This window comes from Mycolicibacterium celeriflavum (assembly GCF_010731795.1).
Lineage (GTDB): Bacteria > Actinomycetota > Actinomycetes > Mycobacteriales > Mycobacteriaceae > Mycobacterium > Mycobacterium celeriflavum.
This window is the reverse complement of record NZ_AP022591.1, coordinates 3,745,655-3,762,156: the sequence shown is the minus strand read 5'-3', so window position 1 is coordinate 3,762,156 and position 16,502 is coordinate 3,745,655. Positions and strand designations below refer to the sequence as shown.

Below are 16,502 nucleotides of genomic sequence, written 5' to 3'. Positions count from 1 at the left end.
GGGGCCTAGCCGAGGTCTTTGTTCGAACCACCTGATCATCCGACACGGAAGTTCCACATGAGAATAGCTCGTCAACGCAGCCTGCATAAGCACGGTGTGCAGGAAATCCTATGAGCGACAACACCGAGACGGACAAGAAGTCGGTGGCCGCGCGCTTGGTCGGCATGGCACAGGAACGCTACCTGCTCGGACTCTCCGATGAGGGTGAGCCGTTCGGAGCTGACCGCGATCGCCCGCACTTGGTCATGCTCCTCCGCGCCGGCAAGGCCGGTCTACGCGCCGACCTAGCCGCACGGTACTTCGCCGAGACCGGCGCGGTCGCCGGCGGCCAGGCCCTGACTGACGCCACGCTGATCCTTGAAGGATTGGCTGCCACGAAGCCGCCCGAACGCCTGAACCTCCGCGTCGCTGACGATGACGGCACGATCTACATCGATACCGGACTACCCAACGGCCAGGTGATTCGTATCCGACAGGGCCGGTGGACGCTGACCGAGCGGGCACCTGTGCGCTTTCTACGCACCAAGTTGACCGGAGCGATGCCGCTGCCGGCTCAGGGCGGGGATATCGAGAAGCTCTGGGATTTCGTCAACGTCGACTTCGAAGACCGACCGGTCCTCCTCGCTGCCCTCATTGCCGCTCTTGTCCAGACCGACGTCCCACACCCGATCTTGGCGCTGTTCGCCGAGCAGGGCAGCGCCAAGAGCACAACCACACGCATGCTGGTCGATCTCATCGACCCGTCACCGGTTCCCCTACGGCAGGCACCGCGTGATTCCGATTCGTGGGTCACTGCGGCGTCCGGGTCGTGGGTTGTTGCCTTGGACAATCTGTCGACGATTCCGCCCTGGTTGTCGGATTCCCTGTGCCGTGCCGCCACAGGCGACGGCAACGTCAAACGGGCGTTGTACACGGACTCCGATCTCGCGGTGATCAAATTCCGGCGGTGCGTCATCATCAACGGCATCGACGTCGGCGCAGTGCGACCCGACCTCGCGGAGCGACTGGCGACAGTCGACCTGCGACGCATTGATCGCCACATGCGACAACCGGAAGCCACGATGCGACAACAGTGGCGCACGGCTCTACCAGGCATTTTGGGCGGGCTTCTTGATCTGGCCGCCGTGGTTCATCAACGGCTGGAAACCATTTCGGTCGACGTGTCGCCACGGATGGCGGACTTCAGTCGCACGCTGGCGGCCGTTGACGAGATTCTGTCGACCCATGGCTTCCGGCGTTACTTGTCACGCGCCAGTCAACTCTCCGAGGACAGCCTGTCCGCCGACCCGTTCATCGAACAGCTAAGGCTGCACATCCGGGAACCACTCATCGGAAAGTCCGGCGGCGACCTGCTGGCGACAGTCACGCCGACCGGCGACACCTGGCGCAGACCAAAGGAGTGGCCTCGGAACGGCCGGGATGTCACAGCCGTCCTGCGACGGCACGCACCTGCGCTCCGGAGTCTGGGTTGGGCGATCGAAGACGATGGCGCTCGAAATCATCGGAACGTGCTGCTGTGGACCATCTATCCGCCCTACAAAGATGTGTCGGCCAAACAACCCTCGCAATCCTCGCGTCCCTCGCGCATTTCGGCTCCGCGTGAGCTGTCGTCCTTTGTTCAAGATCTGCCGGCGCCCCGCCAGACCATCCCGAACAAGCATTCGGGCGACAATCTCGACGTCGAGGCCTCATGACCGCGCTCGTCGTCACGGCTGCGCCGGACCTTTCGGGCACAATCAGCACCACGTCCCTCTACGTGAGGAGTTGGTGTCCGTGAGCGCGCAATTCGAGGCGATCGCCCAGGCGGTCATCCACGACTGGCCTGACTACGGGTGGTCCGGCCGATTGGAGGCGGCCATCAAGCAGCTGTATCTGTCAGAACTTACTTATCCGGCAACATGGTCCAGCGACCGTTGCGAGGAGTTCGCAGAGAGCCACGCCGGCGACGACGCGCTCCTTCTCACCAGCTCACTGGACGACCTCATCGATACCGTCACAGATTGCTATGTGCGCGATCACGGAGTTCTCCCCCATCGTGACGATTCAGCTCTGTTACTTACAGCGGCGCGTCGGGACGTGCTCGACGAGCTGGAGCTCCGGTTCGCGGCTGACCTACCTGCCGAGATCGCCGCGTTGACAGCCCACGGTGTTGGAAGGGCAAATGGCTCTCTGACGGCGTGCGGGCCGGCCCAACGGCGGCAGAGCAGCACACTGCGCCTAAGCCGTTCTTAGGTAGGTTCCGTTTTGCGGCGGCACCATCCGCTTCGAAATGGCCTTTCGCACTCCCGTGTCGACAGACGAGATGCGATCGAGCGGCGCATAGATCCCTTGAAGCCGCGTTCGCTATTTCCGGACCGGGGGCGCTGCCTCTCCTGCTCCTCATCTCTGACGATAGCGCCTACACTTGTCGGTAGGTGCATCTAAGGTGCATCTCTATGGACAGGACAGTATGACCATCGATCCACACACACTTCGCCCAGCTGAGGACGTTCCATTGGGGGGGCTGCCCTCGGCCGATCCGACCCTGCTCGGAAACGCTCCCCTCGAAGTCGCAGTGATCGAGATCCGGTATACCGCCCGTACCGACGAGATCACACCGGAGGTCGCCGCTGCTTTCCGGGACGACCTTGTGGAGAACACGGGGGTGGACTTCCCGAGCATTCAACCCACCGTTCAACAGCAGATGAGGATCGACTTCGGGGCCAACGGCGTTGCCCAGGTGGCAGCGGAGTCCAGTGGGTGGCAAATTGCTTCCGCGGACGGAGCACACGTCACGCTCATGCCCGACATCCTGATCATGCAGGTCAACCGCTACGAGCGGTGGCGTACCAGCATGAAGGCTCCGCTAACCGTTCTGGTCGAATCTCTCGGACGGTTAGTCAAGCCATCGTTGGTGCACCGCATCGGTCTGCGGTACGTCGACCGCTTCCATGACAGTGGGTTCAACTCTGCAGAGGCTTGGCGTGGCCGGATCGACGACACCCTTCTGGGCCCTGTGCTTAACCCAGTGTTCGGCGGCAGTGTTCGAGGTGCTCAACAGCAGGTGGAGATCCGGCTTGATGATCATCACGGCGCGTTGCTGCGGCATGGACCAGTTCGCGATGATTCGGGCAAGTGCGTGCAGTATCTACTCGATACGGACGTGTTCCGCCACTCCTCATTCACGTTCGACGTGCGAGAGGTCGTCATCTCAGCGGAGCGGCTGAACCGCACTTCGTTGTCACTTTTTCAGGCGTCGGTTACCGATACCTACCTGAAAGAGCTTCGAGAAGGGAGCGCGAAATGACGATCATGGAGCAGCAGCCGACCGGCTCCCGCGTGCTCCGGTCACCTTCCTGGGCCCGAGCACAAAAGGGCCTGTACCCGGCCCCTTGCGAGGACGGACTCTGGTCCAGCACGTTCGTGGAGATGAGTTCATCGCCGGGGTTGCGGGATGTCGTCGCGCATTTCTCTGGAGCCCTCGACCCGTGCGGATGGGATCAGGTTCGCGTCGAAGTTTTCAAGAGTCTCGACGGGCAGATGAACCTTCCGGGCTCGGCGCTGTGGTTGACGATGCCGTATACATTCATCGATACGGTGCTGTCCGACGAGCAACAGGTCGACGAGACGGTCGACGTTCTTGATGCCTTCGAACGAATCCGAGCCGAACTGGGCCTAACGCAGAAGGAGATGTTCAAGGCCACCGGCATCAACAAGCGCACGTTCCACTCGTGGGCGGCAAAGCCCCCCGCCAGCCGGCCCCGTGTAGCCAGCTTGGGTGGACTGTGGGAGTTGGCGGACGCCGTCGACGACCTCCGCAGCACACTGGACCAGCCGATGAACAGGTGGCTGCGTGCCGACAAGAAGCGAGCCTCCGCACTACTCGACGGCCGGTTCGACGACCTCGTTGACCTGGCTGTGGATCGGACGCCGTTCCCTCGGCGAGAGATCGGCACTTCGGTATACGAGGGGATCGCCGAACACGTCGAGACACCGATCATTCGAACCGGTGGTCCGGTGGTGACCGAGAACGTCGAGGACGGATTCGCCCGGTGACTATTGATCGACTCCTGCCGGAGCGATGGCCCCCGCACACGCTTCTCGCTCTGGAGCGGTGGCGGCAAGGGCATCTTCTCCCGATGGATCGCGGCGCATGGATCGTCCCAGCGTGGGTAGATGACCCTGTAACCGGAGAACCCGCTGCCGATGGAGCGTTGGGTGAGGTGCGTGCTCGGTCAGCACCATTGAGCGACAGCGGGTATGCCGCGGTGGTGTCACAGACCTGCGACATTGCGGGCGGTCCCGGGATGCGGCATCCGCTGGTGCAGGCATGCCCGGTACGCGACATCTCAGTCTTTTCGACGGAGAAGGTCCAGCAGATCAAAGACCATCAGCTCTCCGACTACGTCTGGCTAAGTGAGCCTCCGGTTCCTGGAGCGGTTTGGGCCGTGGACCTGCGCGCGATCGTTCCGGTCAGCAAGGGTTTGCTCGCTGCGCAGGAACCGGTCGTGGGGTTCGCCTCGATTGAGGACGAGCTCATTCTCGGACAGCGCCTTGCCAGCAAACTTGGCCGGCCTGCTGTGCACGATGCGCTTGCCGGTCCGGTATTCGAAGCTCTGCGCAAACTCATTTCGAAGGCGAAGAAGTCGCAGGACTGGTGCGATGACGTCGAACAGCTTCGTTTGGAGATCGTCGAGGGGACCACACTGTATCCGAAGCGTGTGCGACTACTCGTGCTGACAGACGTCCGCTTCGGACCGTCGGAGAAGAAACCGCTTCGCGACGAATGGAAGTCCCATCGGAAGTCATTGAACGCCGCCGGGATTACTTGGGAACCAATCCATTTCCTCACGGTCGACAAATGCCCCGTGCGACTCTATCGCGCGTCGGTACCCATCGAAGCGCCGACTCTCGAGCGCGGACGGTTTGCATAGACCCACTCGGGGTGTCCGCCTCACCAATCGCACAGCTGATTTCGGACAGGGTGGCCCCACGTACCTATCGAAGCACGCCGCGGTCCGCTCCCGGCCGGATCGCGGAGTCAGAAGGCAGGTTACGAGCGACTGCGCTCACTGGCGACGGATCCGCCCTAGGGCGCTCGGCAACGCCGATGCCGATGTTGCGCAGGACGCACATCGATTGCCTGGCGGGTTATCTGCCACGTGACCCAGGTTACGCAGCGCGCATCACGCGGGCACAACGGGCGTTGACGACCAGATGATCGATACGGTTGCTGAGCCGTTCAGGCGCGATACGGATAAACAGCTTTGGCGAGATCACGCGCCGCCGTCAGAGTCGCTCGGTCGAGGTCCTTGTGCCGTGCCCGTTCCGTGAGCCTCGCTAGCAGCGTGCACAGCGCCCGCTCGTCCCGGGAGGCAATGTCTGCGGCGTCGAGCGCGCTGACAGGGACAGGAGCCGGTGAATCTTCAGGCGTCAGGGCGAGGTCGGTCGCGGAACCGGCCCTCGGCACCTCGACGACGCGGATCGGCGTTCCGTGGCGCTCGGCAGCCATGCGTGCAGCAGATGAGTCGCGCCGACACGTGTCCGAGCAGTAGAGCCGGCGGCGTCCGCGACGTGGCCTGTCTTCAGGATCCATCATCAACACATCGCATCGCACGCACCGCGGCCACTCCGTGTCCACACGAGCGTCGCGCCATGCATCAGCGCGCGCAGCCGGTTGCTTCTTAACGGTTTTCGCCGCCTTGCTGCGCAGCAGCGCGCGTATCTCTCTGACATCAACACCGACCAGCTCGGCGATAGCCGCCAACGTCGCGCCACGTTCCCGCATGTCCTTGATCGATGCACAGGCTTCCGCGTAATAGCGGCTGCGCCTGCGCTGCGCCTCCGCCTCCGCTTGCTGGCGAGACTGCGCGACGCGACGGGCCTGCCATTCGTCCACATCCTGCAGGCGTCCGATCAACGCCCGAACGGCGGTCGCGTCATCGGCGTTGGCACGGTCCTGCTGCGCTCGCACTTCGTTCGCTCGGCGTTGCGCCTCGACGGCGCGACGACGCGCCTCCAGTTTCGACACAGCAGTCATGTCGACAACCTACGAAGCAACACGAGGTTTGGTCCACGACCACAGCCACATTCGTCTCAGTTCCGCGCGTCGCTCAGCGTCACTTCCGATGGCGCGCCCCGGCCGCTGTCGTCACTGCCGAGTAACCCGCCCCGCTTGCCACCAAGCCATCCCTGCCAGCCAGTTCCTCCAATTCCGACACACCTCTTGCACTCTGGGGCCAGCACGATCACTTTTCGTCGGACGATAAACACGCATCGATCCGCAATGCCATTGACGAAAGTGCTACGGGGTCTCAACGCGAGCAACCGCACTGCGAACGCTGAGGCGGTTCACGTCGCCTGGCCCGACATAGTCGTCGTGGGCATGCCTGCGATCTGCGTGCACGGCCCCTAGCGAGTGACGGCGAACATTTCGCCGGTGCCATCGCCGACGTGACTGGAGTGCAGAGGAAAGTTCGAAGACCAGCCAGACTGGGCGCAGTGAAACTCGTTGTGCTAGAGGGCTATGCGAGCGGTCGCCCTGCATGCAGACTGGCGGCCTTCACGCGCTTGGTCTCGCCATCGTCGCTCTTGCAGTGGGCGGCGAGAAAGCCATCGACGAGGTTCACGCAGTCGTCGTGAGTGATGGCGCGAATGCCGGTCATCCGGGCAAACGCCAGTGGGCCGACCAGTTGGCACAGCGCCAGTTCTCGGTCGAAGTTCTCCAACTCGGCTTGCGCCGTCGGGCTAGAGAGTATGGCGTCGAACGGTTGCCGGTACTGGTCGACGACTCGGGCCCGCAACGCGCCGGATGTGTGTCGATCATCGGCTTCGTTCGTCGGGCCGGTGGGACCAAGGGACAGCCATGCCAGCGTCGTGACATGCAGTGGCGCGTCGTTGAAAAGAGCGGCTTGGCGGCTTAGCAATTCGATCAACTGGTCACGCAGAGGGCCGCTGGTCGGTACCGGAGTCGTCACCTGGGGAAGCAAGCGTTCGAACGTGGCTGCGAGCAGGTGCGACGAACTTTGGAAATGGCGGTAAAGCGTGGTTCTGGCCACTTTGGACGCTTTGGTGACGGCATCGATCGTGACGGCTTCCACGCCGCCAGTGCTCAGAAGGGTCGCGGCTGCATCCAGCAGTCGATTTCGAGACCGGATTCGCCGCGGGTCCACGTCATCGTCAGGGACCGGCGCTGGCTGACTGTCGCTCACTCATTCACCTCGGCGGTCGATTTCACGCGATGCTGTCCTGGCAGTCTAGCAGTGTGGTACTAACGGTATCGAAGCGAAACCGATAGTATTGGAGCGTGATTGTGCCGGAAAGCGCGTCGCTGCCGAAGCGGTTACCTTCGCACACGACAACGTGCATGGGTTGCGGCCCCGACAATCCCCACGGACTGCAGTTGGTGGTGCACCGCCGCGGCGACGCGGTGTACTCCCACGTGATTTTCGACGAGCGCCACATCGGGGCTCCTGGGCTGGCCCATGGCGGAGCAGTTGCGGCGGCGTGCGATGACGTCTTGGGCTTCACATTGTGGATCGCCGGCACACCAGCGGTGACTCGCAGCCTGACAGTGGAGTATCTGCGGCCGGTACCTCTGCATCAACCCCACAGGATCACCGCCCACATCCGGTCCCGCGAAGGACGGGCTCTGCACGTCATGGCAACGGGCACTGATTCCGATGGGGCCATCCGCTTCACCGCCATTGCCGTATTTGTCGCAGTCAGCACGGATCACTTCGCTGCGCACGGCGACGTCAGTGCTTTTGGCGGCCTTCTCGAGCAGTTCTCACGTCACGGCGGCCTCGACGACGGGCGATTATGACGCACGCTCTTTCTCGCAGCCATGGCAAAACCCGACCGCTGGAAGCAAATTCGGCTGGCGGTCAGACGCGGACCGCTGTAGCGCCCGCCTCGCGTTCATCCGCCCAGCGCCGGGAAGCGATTCTGGACGCGGCCCTGCTCGTGGCCACGTCAGGTGGCTATGAGGCGGTTCAGATGCGGTCGGTTGCCGAGCGGGCCGGTATCGCCGTCGGCACGCTCTACCGCCACTTCCCGGCGAAGACCAACTTGTTGGTGGCGGCGCTATCGCGCGAGTTTCGCCGACTCGACTCGGCTGACGACTGGGCTAGCGGTGACGGCACGCCATTGGAACGGCTCGAACGTCTCACCACACACCTACATGACCGCTGGCAGCGCGATCCCTGGCTGACATCAGCCATGACACGAGCGTTCGCCGTTGCAGACACCCGGGCAGCCGCAGAACTAGACTGCGCCGCCGCCGAAATTCAGACCCTGCTGGCCCGCACGCTCAGGGGCGGCGAACCGACTCCCGCCGATTTACACATCGCCGCGATCATCTCCGACGTGTGGCTGGCCAACCTCGTGGCCTTTTGTGGCCACCGAGCGTCGGCCGCCGATACTCGCGAACGCATCGACCTGGCCACTCGGCGCGTGGTGACCAGCCGCGCACGACCCGCGGAAACCGCATAACGATACTAGTAGTATCGCAGCGCTACCTAAAGTACCCTTAGGGCGAGGCTCGATGACGCGGCGAAGGAGAGTGCCATGTATACCCAATGGATCGAAAATTGTGTCGTGCAACGCGTCTCCGTGCGCGACGGCCTGGTCCTGGACCTGGACGACTACAACGAGATTGTCATCTCGTGCCCCTTGCTGCTGACACTGCCTGCGGTCGACCCGTATCCCGCAGAAGCGGTACGCATCGATCCACTCAAGATCGCGACTGACGAACGCCCGTTGTTGAACCTCGCCGGCGCGGTGTGCACTCAGGCCTGGTCCGGCGACGATGGAGGGCTACACCTGAGGTTCTCGCGTGGACACAGCATCGACGTCGACCCCGATTCCGAGGAAACGGCATGGGAGTTGTACGGCAAGCGCCACGGCTACATGGCATGCCTACCCCGGGGGCGGGTACGCGTGGTCCGCCACGACCTCCCCGACAGCGACGACGCCAACATCCTCAACAACGCCGCACAACCGTCGGCGGGGTCGGCGCGACAGACGCACTAAATGCGACCGCGGACGGGGACGGGTCAACTTCGGCGGCAATGCGTGGATCAGATTGAACGTGGACCGGACTGCCCTGGCGACATCGAGGCGGGCGAGCATTCCCGAATGATGCTGTCGAGGTTTTGCTGCACGCGCTCGGGAGCGATGCCAACCGATGGTGAATACAGCATGATGTGGTCGAGGACGCCGTCGTAGCGTCTCAGCTGTTCACGGACCTCGTGTGCCGTCCCCGCGACGCCCATGGTGTCGATCATCTCCTCGGACACCGCGGCGAACATCGCCGGGAAATCGCGCTGGGCGAATGCTTCCCGGATGGTTCGGCCTTCGCTGGCGAAGCCGTTCACATCAAGTACCGTCTCGTAGGATTTGACCGAGGAGTAGAACGCAATCTGCTGCGCCAGTTCGCGCCTGGCGACCTCGGCGTCGTCGTGGATGGCGCACATCACCATGGAAATGATTTCCACGTCATTGGGGTCGCGGCCGGTGTGCGCGGCACCCCTGGCGATAGCGGGCCGGACGATCTCCTCGACGTAGGTGGTGGTGAACAGGGGATGTCCGGCCAGCCCGTCGGCCACCCGCCCGGCCGCCTCGCACATCCGAGGCCGGACACCGGCGGTGACGATCGGGATCGGCCGGCTGGAGGGTCCCACGTCGCCGGTCGGCGTGAGATTCATTCTGTAAAAACGACCCTCGTGATGGATCGGGCCTTCATGCAGGTTCCATATCCGGCGCAGCAGCATCACGAGTTCTTCCATCCGCAGCGCGGGCGCGGAGGTGTCGGGCACGCCGTGCCAGTCGCTCATCATCCGCTTGGTGCCGTTGCCGATGCCCAGCACCAGCCGTCCGTTGGAGAGTTCGTCGAGATCACGCGCCTCGGTGGCCAGCACCAGGGGGCTTCGGCCGACGCCGTAGAGAATGGAGGAACCGATCCGGCAGTTCTGTGTGCAGTTGGCCATCGCGGCCATGGAGATCGAACCCGACCGGGAGTAGAACTCCGAGGCCCATACGGCGTCGAACCCGGCCGCATCGGCGGCGTGTGCGGTCTGGGCCAGTGACTTCAAATCCGCGCCGAGAACCGACAGGCCGTAGGTGCTCATGACCGGTCTCCTGTGCGCGGGCGCGGGCCGTCGAATACGACGGCGCTGACCCGTGGCCGCCGTCTGGTGGAGGTGATCCTCGGCGACCAGGTACATGAGTGCGTTGATGATGTTTGCGTCGAGCGGGGTAAGAGACGTGGAACGCGCGCGGCCAGCCGTGCGCCACCTCCAAGGCTGGTGCTCAGCATCTTCCCTCCCTGGGTGACCGCACAATGCAGGGTGTCGAAGTCGCCTTCTGTATGGAACTAGTGAAGTGCGCCATCGTGACGACGACGAATAACCCTGAGGCGGACGCGACTAGCTGACCGGTAGTCTCCTCGCGCAATTCTGTCCGGACTTCGAGTTTCCGGCCGGTCTTGGACACCAGCTCCGCGCTGACCTCGTAGGGGACCCCCAGCAACACCGGCGCGTAGAACTCGGTATCGAACCTGCGGGTGACGGCCATCTCACCGACGACGTACAGCAACATGCCCACCATGTCGTCGAGTACGGTCATGACTGCGCCGCCATGTGCGATACCGGGTGCGCCGCGATGTCTGCCGTCGAAGATATGCCTGGCACCCACCCCGTCGCCATGCCGACGCGCTCGCAGGCGATGACCGTGCGGATTGTCTGTGCCGCAACCAAGGCACCACGGGTGGTGCGCATCAAGGTAGTCGCCGTCGGCGGCGACAGCACGATCCTGAAAGCTATGCCACCATGCGATGGCCGAATCTTCTTCCGCTTGCTCTTCGATGACGAAACCCTCCTAAATAGACCCTCGTAGCGCGTGGTTCACCACACGACTGAAGAATTGCGCCGGCGTCGACTGGGCTGATCGCCGGTAGATATGTATGTAGGACTCGTTAGCCCGCCGAGATCATCGCTGCGACACACCTTCCGATTAGGACACTGTCGGCTATCTGGTCCTGCCCGTAATCCCTTGGACTGCAGTGTATTCATAGCCGGCCAGATCGCGTCACAATGAACTGGCACACAGTCCGCAGCGCCTCACAACTCCTGGGAGAAGGCGTCACGCTGGGCTCCAGCACCAGCCATGAGCGGGCCGTACCGGTGATGCAACTCTGTAACGATGTCGGTGAAGGGGAGATCGTGGTACCAACCGCGGTCGTTGAGGTACTCCATGTGTTGGCTTCCCCCACCGTCGTAGGCATGGAGGAGCGCATCGGTGTGGCCGTCGAAGTCGATCGGAGGTACACCGAATCGCGCGCAGAGCTCGGCATTGAACGCCGGAGTAGCCTTCACCCAGCGGTTGTTGAGTTGTAATTCGCTATATCCGTGGTAGACGAACACGTCGGTACCTCCCATCCGGGCACGCAATGTGGTGGTCTGCAGATGGTTGCGCACGTCCGCGAATCCGAGCCGGGCCGGAATGCCCGCCGCACGAGCTGCCGCGGTCAGCAGCACCGCCTTCGGTATGCAATACGCCCTCGACGCTGTCGCTACATAGCTCGCCCGATAATGCTCGGGATCGTCGTCGGTGCTATAGGGATCGTACCAAATCCTGTCCCGCACAGCGGTGAAGATCAACCTCGCCTTCTGCACAGGGTCACGAACGTCACCGACCGCGTCCTCGGTGAAGCGCTGTACATCGTCGTGCTGCCAATCGAGGAACCCAGTTGTCTCCAGGAAACTCGATTCGTTTGAAGTGTCGCTCACAGATAGCCTTTCAGATAAGCCTCGAGGCCGGTATCGACAGTGCCAACGGATCGACTGGCCGTTTCGAGGGCTTCGACGAGGCGTGTTTCGGAGTCCGGGATCGTCGCGGCGATTTTGGCCGCAGCGAGACTACGACTCCGTAGCGATGTGCCGGCATCGGTGGCTGCGGCCGCAAGCTCAGACCACGCTTGGGAAGCGTGTCGGGCCGCGGCCGCCGCTTCGGCTGCGGCGGCGTCCCCGAGGAGATCGGCGATATTCTGGCAACCTTGTGCTTGCAGCATACGAAAGAGCCCGCCACCGGTTCCGGCTTTCTCGATGAACGCCCCGAGCCCGAACAATGCCGCGGTCAGGGCGTCGTCATCAAACACCGTTGGCCAATGCCGTACGTCATCGGCGAACTCCTGCACACCCTTCAAACCGGAAGCCTCGACTTCAGCTGCCTCGATGCGCAGTAGCGGCGCACCTACGGCACCGCCGCGCATGAAAGCTGCGCTCGCGGCTAATGCAGTGGCGGCAATCGGCCCAAGGTCGGGCACTCGCTCCGGCCAGTCGACGTGATATGTGGTGTGCCGGGTCGGTGTAGGGAACCCTACCGAGGACCGCGCCCGGCGCAGGTCATCATAAGCCACCGTTTGGGTGGTCTCGCGGTCATTATCGACCACATAGGCAACCCCTTGTTCGTCATCATATCCGGTGATGACGATGTCGTGACGGCTCATGTGCAATCGGACGCGCAGGTAAGGAAGTTCGCCGATGTCAGCCCAGACCATGACGGGTCGGCCCTTGTCGACTTCGTCGGTAACAAATGACCATCCCACGTCTGCGTCATCGGTCGATCGCACGACGCAGTTTGCACCAACTCGGGAGAGGTAGTCTTTTTCCAGGTCGCTTCCTCGTCCTACCAGGTAGATCTGGGGAAACAATTGCGTAGAGCGGACGTACGAGAAGTCCAAGGCTCCGCCGAGGGTGAAGACCAATCCTTCACTGAGTGTTTCTGTCCCCCATCCTAGTTGTGCCCATTCAGTAAGGTCACGCAGCGCACCGGAACCACAGTGCCCTCCTCTCCTATGGAGATAGGGAATTTCAATCCTCGCCATCGCCGCTTCCTCTCTTATCCAATAGCACTGTTAACACTCATCGAAAGCTACATACCATCAAGGCGTCCCGGCTGGCGGTAGGTGCCAGAACTGTTCGACCGCAGCCAATCTCACCCGCGCAGCTCGAGCGCCTATGACTATGGGAAACATTGCTTTCGATCGCTATCCCGCATCGAAGCGTCAACGGTGAGAGCCCCTGACCCGCAGCATCGCCATCGTTGTACTGAGCTCGCTTGGTGCCGTTTTGCGCTTCCCTGCTTTGGGTGCTCTGTCAGAATCGGATGAGTCCTCGGATGTTGCGGCCTGACCGCATGTCGTCGTAGCCCTCGTTGATCTGATCGAGGGTGTACTCACGGGTGATCAGCTCGTCGAGTTTGAGGTGTCCGGAGTTGTAGAGTTCGACGAGCCGCGGGATGTCGTGGGCGGCGTTGGACGAGCCGTAGAGGGCGCCGCGGATCTGCTTTTCATACAGCGTTAATTCCAGCAGTGAACCCGACATCGATGTGTCTTCGGGGTGCCCGATCGCGGTAATGACCACACGGCCGCGTTTACCGACCAATGACAGCGCCTCGCCGATGTAGGACCCCTCGGCGACGTCGGTGGTCAAGACGCAGACGTCGGCGAGTTTGCCACGGGTGATGTCGCTGATCAGTGACCAGGCGTCATCGATGGTGGCAACGGCATGCGTCGCGCCGAAACCGCCAGCTTGTTCGCGCTTGAACTCCACTGGGTCGACAGCCACGATGGTCAACGCGCCAGCGATGCGGGCGCCTTGGATCGCATTCATGCCGATGCCGCCGGCGCCGATCACGACCACGGTGTCCCCGGCGCGCACGTCACCGGTGCGTACCGCCGAGCCGTAACCGGTCGTGACACCGCAACCGATCAAGGCCGCCTTGTCCAACGGTGTCCCGTGGTCAACCTTGACCAAGGAGGCCTTCGGCACCACGGTGTATTCCGAGAACGTGCCCAGCAAGCACATCTGGCCGACATCCTCGCCGCGGGCATGGAAGCGGTAGGTGCCGTCGATCTGGGGTCCCATCATAATCGCCGCACCCATGTCGCACAGGTTTCCCATCCCGCGCGCGCAGTAAGAGCAGTGCCCGCAAGACGGCAGGAACGTCAGGATGACCGAATCGCCCTCGGCCAGGTCCTCGACACCTGCACCCACCTCGACCACGGTGCCGGCGCCTTCATGACCACCGACGACGGGCAGCGGAAACGGCAGATCACCGGTCACCAGGTGTTCGTCTGAATGGCACAACCCGCTGGCGGTCAACCGGACCAGCACTTCATCCGCACCGGGCGGATCCAGCTCGATCTCATCAACCTCCCACTTCTCTCCCAAGCCCCAGAGCACGGCAGCGCGTGTTTTCATGTGTGTCCTCTCCTCAACGTCGGTGCTTCCGTAGCAGTGGATGGTTCACGCCAGCGTCTCGACGGCGAGCTCACCGTCGGCATGCTGGCGGCGCAGCTTCTTCTTGTCGAACTTGCCAGTAGACGTCAACGGAACGTCGGCGACGAACGCCCACCGTTCCGGTAGCCACCACTTGGCCACCCGTGCACGCAGGAACTCAGTCAACTCCGCAGCGGTGGCGGTGCAGTCAGCGGCCAGGACCACCACTGCCAGCGGCCGTTCCTGCCACTTGTCGTCGGGCACTCCAATCACCGTGGCGGTGCGTACTGCAGGGTGAGCGGCCAACTCGTTCTCCAATTCCACCGAGGAGATCCACTCCCCTCCAGACTTGATCACGTCTTTGGCGCGGTCGGTGAGAGTGATGAACGCATCGGCGCTGATGGTCCCGACATCCCCGGTGCATAACCAACCGTCCGGCGACACCGCCGGACTGTCATGCTCGTAATAGGACTGAGTGATCCACGGGCCGCGGATCTGAATCTCCCCCACCGACAGTCCGTCCCAAGGTTGTTCTGCACCGCTGTCATCAACGATGCGCGCCTGCACACCGGCCACTACCCTGCCTTGGGTTCCCCGCAGGTAAAGGGACCTCTCCGGGGTGTCGGTGTTCCGCGGCAGAGCGACCGCAGCCAGCGGGGAGGTCTCAGTCATCCCCCAGGCCTGCACGATTCGGATGCCCAGTTCGTCATAGGCAGTCATCAACGACCTCGGAACCGCCGAACCACCGCACGCCACCATCTCCAGCGAACTCACGTCGTGGCCGGGATTGTCGCGCAGGTAGTGCAAGACATCGGTCCAGATCGTCGGCACAGCGCCCGCCATCGTGGGCCGGGCCGCCTCGATCATCTCCACCAATGGCCCCGCCTGCAGGAAACGGTCAGGCAGCAGAAGCTGCGCCCCCGCCATCATCGCCGCATACGGCAACCCCCAGGCATTAGCGTGGAACATCGGAACGATCGCCAACACCGTGTCGTCATGACCGATGCCCAAGGCGTTCGAGGTGCACGCCGATTGAGAGTGCAACCACGTCGAACGGTGGCTGTAGACAACGCCTTTCGGGTGCCCGGTAGTACCGCTCGTGTAGCACATCGCTGCGGCCGACTGCTCGTCGACGTCGGGCCAGTCGAACGTGCTCGGCTGGGCTGCCACCACATCGTCGTAGCGAAGGACGTCCTTTCCGCAGCCCTGCACTGCGGTAAGATCACCCGTGCCGGTCACCAGCACCGTGCGCACCGAGGTCATCGACGGCAACGCCGCCGCCAACAGGTTCAGCACCGTACCGTCGACGATGATCACCTGATCTTCGGCATGATTGGCGATCCACGTCAGCTGTTCAGGTGGCAGCCGCAGATTCAACGTATGTAGCACCGCACCCATCGACGGCACCGCCGCGTAACAGTCCAGGTGCTCCTGGTTGCTCCACTGCAGCGTCGCGACACGCTCGTCTCCACAAATGCCTATCTCGCGCAACGCATTCGCCAACCGCGCCGCACGCTGCCCCAACTCATGATACGACACCCCAGAGATCTGTTGGGGTCCGCGTGCGGTCAACACCTCGCGATCGCCATGGACTGCCGCAGCATGGGCCACGATCGCGGGCACCGTCAACGCAACGTCCTGCATCGTGCTCCTCATCGAGAGCCCGCCCGACAACCCTTGATGAGGCGACGGTCACGCATCGATGAGGTCCTGCCGATCCTGACTCTGCAGCATCAACCGGTACTCGGGGAACAGATTCTTGGCCTGCGGAATCAACTTGATCAACTTCGGCACCGGGCCCTTTGCGCGCACCGTCCCCTTGGCCATCGCCATCGTCAGGTTCACCTTGCCCAGCCAGAACTTGTTTCCAGTGTCCGCCGACATGAACAACTCCACGTTGGGCACCGCGGTACTGGCCGCTCCGGTCTCCACCACCTTCTTCGGCATGTCCACCGTTACCACCGCGTCCGGATCGGTGTAGTGCACCCGTAACACCACACCCGAATTTGCGAGCTTGTCCGCCAGTCCCTCCTTCTCCAAGCCCCGTTGAAAGATCCCACCCAAGAAGGCATAGACCTCGTCCTCGTCCTTGAATACCGCCACCGTCAATCTCCACCAATCTCGTTGTCAGAACAGAACAGTCGCGAGCATCGACTCAAGACGATGCTCCCTCCGCAAAAATCGTCACGCCTGTTGGCGACCTCCACTAGCTTCTGATGCGCTGCGGTAACACCGCCGAGG

18 protein-coding genes are annotated in these 16,502 nt (G+C 62.7%); 9 read left to right on the top strand and 9 right to left on the bottom strand.

Going from position 1 to position 16,502, the window contains the following annotated elements; genetic code table 11:
• Positions 1-110: 110 nt before the first annotated feature.
• From G6N18_RS18210 to G6N18_RS18190, 5 genes are all read left to right on the top strand, one after another.
• On the top strand, positions 111-1,694 hold the full coding sequence (locus G6N18_RS18210; RefSeq protein ID WP_043985063.1) for an AICE element replication initiation protein: 1,584 nt from the start codon (positions 111-113) through the stop codon (positions 1,692-1,694).
• Between the two features lie 79 nt (positions 1,695-1,773).
• Entirely contained in the window at positions 1,774-2,232 is a 459-nt protein-coding gene (locus G6N18_RS18205; RefSeq protein ID WP_083000306.1) for a hypothetical protein, read from the top strand.
• A 217-nt stretch (positions 2,233-2,449) separates the two neighbouring features.
• Entirely contained in the window at positions 2,450-3,286 is an 837-nt protein-coding gene (locus tag G6N18_RS18200; protein WP_131630695.1) for a TIGR04255 family protein, read from the top strand.
• A 122-nt stretch (positions 3,287-3,408) separates the two neighbouring features.
• Complete coding sequence (locus G6N18_RS18195; RefSeq protein ID WP_133052440.1) at positions 3,409-4,035, top strand: helix-turn-helix domain-containing protein; 627 nt, start codon at positions 3,409-3,411, stop codon at positions 4,033-4,035.
• Positions 4,036-4,286: 251 nt separating this feature from the next.
• Positions 4,287-4,913 carry a hypothetical protein gene (locus tag G6N18_RS18190; RefSeq protein WP_083000307.1) on the top strand — a complete coding sequence of 209 codons (627 nt, stop codon included), beginning with the start codon at positions 4,287-4,289 and terminating at the stop codon, positions 4,911-4,913.
• 308 nt (positions 4,914-5,221) lie between these two features.
• On the opposite strand, the gene G6N18_RS18185 is transcribed toward G6N18_RS18190, so the two are convergent.
• On the bottom strand, positions 5,222-6,019 hold the full coding sequence (locus G6N18_RS18185) for a hypothetical protein (RefSeq protein WP_043985058.1): 798 nt from the start codon (positions 6,017-6,019) through the stop codon (positions 5,222-5,224).
• Between the two features lie 484 nt (positions 6,020-6,503).
• Positions 6,504-7,190 carry a TetR/AcrR family transcriptional regulator gene (locus G6N18_RS18180; RefSeq protein WP_083000309.1) on the bottom strand — a complete coding sequence of 229 codons (687 nt, stop codon included), beginning with the start codon at positions 7,188-7,190 and terminating at the stop codon, positions 6,504-6,506.
• A gap of 155 nt (positions 7,191-7,345) precedes the next feature.
• Between G6N18_RS18180 and G6N18_RS18175 the strand changes: the two genes are divergently transcribed.
• The 3 genes from G6N18_RS18175 (at position 7,346) to G6N18_RS18165 (ending at position 9,012) form a co-directional block, all read left to right on the top strand.
• A complete protein-coding gene (locus G6N18_RS18175; RefSeq protein WP_276060649.1) occupies positions 7,346-7,804 on the top strand; it encodes a PaaI family thioesterase in 459 nt (152 codons plus the stop codon).
• Positions 7,801-8,472 carry a TetR/AcrR family transcriptional regulator gene (locus G6N18_RS18170; protein ID WP_062655117.1) on the top strand — a complete coding sequence of 224 codons (672 nt, stop codon included), beginning with the start codon at positions 7,801-7,803 and terminating at the stop codon, positions 8,470-8,472. Before G6N18_RS18175 ends, G6N18_RS18170 begins: the two co-directional genes overlap by 4 nt.
• Before the next feature lie 75 nt (positions 8,473-8,547).
• Positions 8,548-9,012, top strand: coding sequence for a DUF6188 family protein (locus G6N18_RS18165; protein ID WP_062655118.1), 465 nt, complete (start codon positions 8,548-8,550; stop codon positions 9,010-9,012).
• Positions 9,013-9,059: 47 nt separating this feature from the next.
• On the opposite strand, the gene G6N18_RS18160 is transcribed toward G6N18_RS18165, so the two are convergent.
• Together G6N18_RS18160 and G6N18_RS18155 are read right to left on the bottom strand one after the other, a co-directional pair.
• Positions 9,060-10,109, bottom strand: a complete 1,050-nt coding sequence (locus G6N18_RS18160) for an LLM class flavin-dependent oxidoreductase (RefSeq protein WP_062655119.1) — start codon at positions 10,107-10,109, stop codon at positions 9,060-9,062.
• A 181-nt stretch (positions 10,110-10,290) separates the two neighbouring features.
• Positions 10,291-10,674: a PaaI family thioesterase gene (locus G6N18_RS18155; RefSeq protein ID WP_078281697.1), complete on the bottom strand. Its 384-nt coding sequence runs from the start codon at positions 10,672-10,674 to the stop codon at positions 10,291-10,293.
• Here G6N18_RS18155 and G6N18_RS18150 point away from each other — a divergent pair.
• Entirely contained in the window at positions 10,642-10,875 is a 234-nt protein-coding gene (locus G6N18_RS18150; RefSeq protein ID WP_162291742.1) for a hypothetical protein, read from the top strand. The two genes, G6N18_RS18155 and G6N18_RS18150, sit on opposite strands and share 33 nt — an antisense overlap.
• Before the next feature lie 224 nt (positions 10,876-11,099).
• On the opposite strand, the gene G6N18_RS18145 is transcribed toward G6N18_RS18150, so the two are convergent.
• The 5 genes from G6N18_RS18145 to G6N18_RS18125 form a co-directional block, all read right to left on the bottom strand.
• The gene (locus G6N18_RS18145; protein ID WP_043985051.1) at positions 11,100-11,768 is read right to left on the bottom strand and encodes a transglutaminase-like domain-containing protein; all 669 of its coding nucleotides are present in this window, start codon (positions 11,766-11,768) and stop codon (positions 11,100-11,102) included.
• Complete coding sequence (locus G6N18_RS18140) at positions 11,765-12,865, bottom strand: BtrH N-terminal domain-containing protein (RefSeq protein WP_043985049.1); 1,101 nt, start codon at positions 12,863-12,865, stop codon at positions 11,765-11,767. Before G6N18_RS18140 ends, G6N18_RS18145 begins: the two co-directional genes overlap by 4 nt.
• 271 nt (positions 12,866-13,136) lie before the next feature.
• The gene (locus tag G6N18_RS18135; protein ID WP_083000311.1) at positions 13,137-14,243 is read right to left on the bottom strand and encodes an NDMA-dependent alcohol dehydrogenase; all 1,107 of its coding nucleotides are present in this window, start codon (positions 14,241-14,243) and stop codon (positions 13,137-13,139) included.
• Between the two features lie 45 nt (positions 14,244-14,288).
• Positions 14,289-15,905 (bottom strand): fatty acid--CoA ligase, encoded by a 1,617-nt coding sequence (locus G6N18_RS18130; RefSeq protein WP_078290122.1) that lies wholly within the window; start codon positions 15,903-15,905, stop codon positions 14,289-14,291.
• 48 nt (positions 15,906-15,953) lie between these two features.
• Entirely contained in the window at positions 15,954-16,364 is a 411-nt protein-coding gene (locus tag G6N18_RS18125; RefSeq protein ID WP_067992196.1) for an SCP2 sterol-binding domain-containing protein, read from the bottom strand.
• Positions 16,365-16,502: the final 138 nt, after the last annotated feature.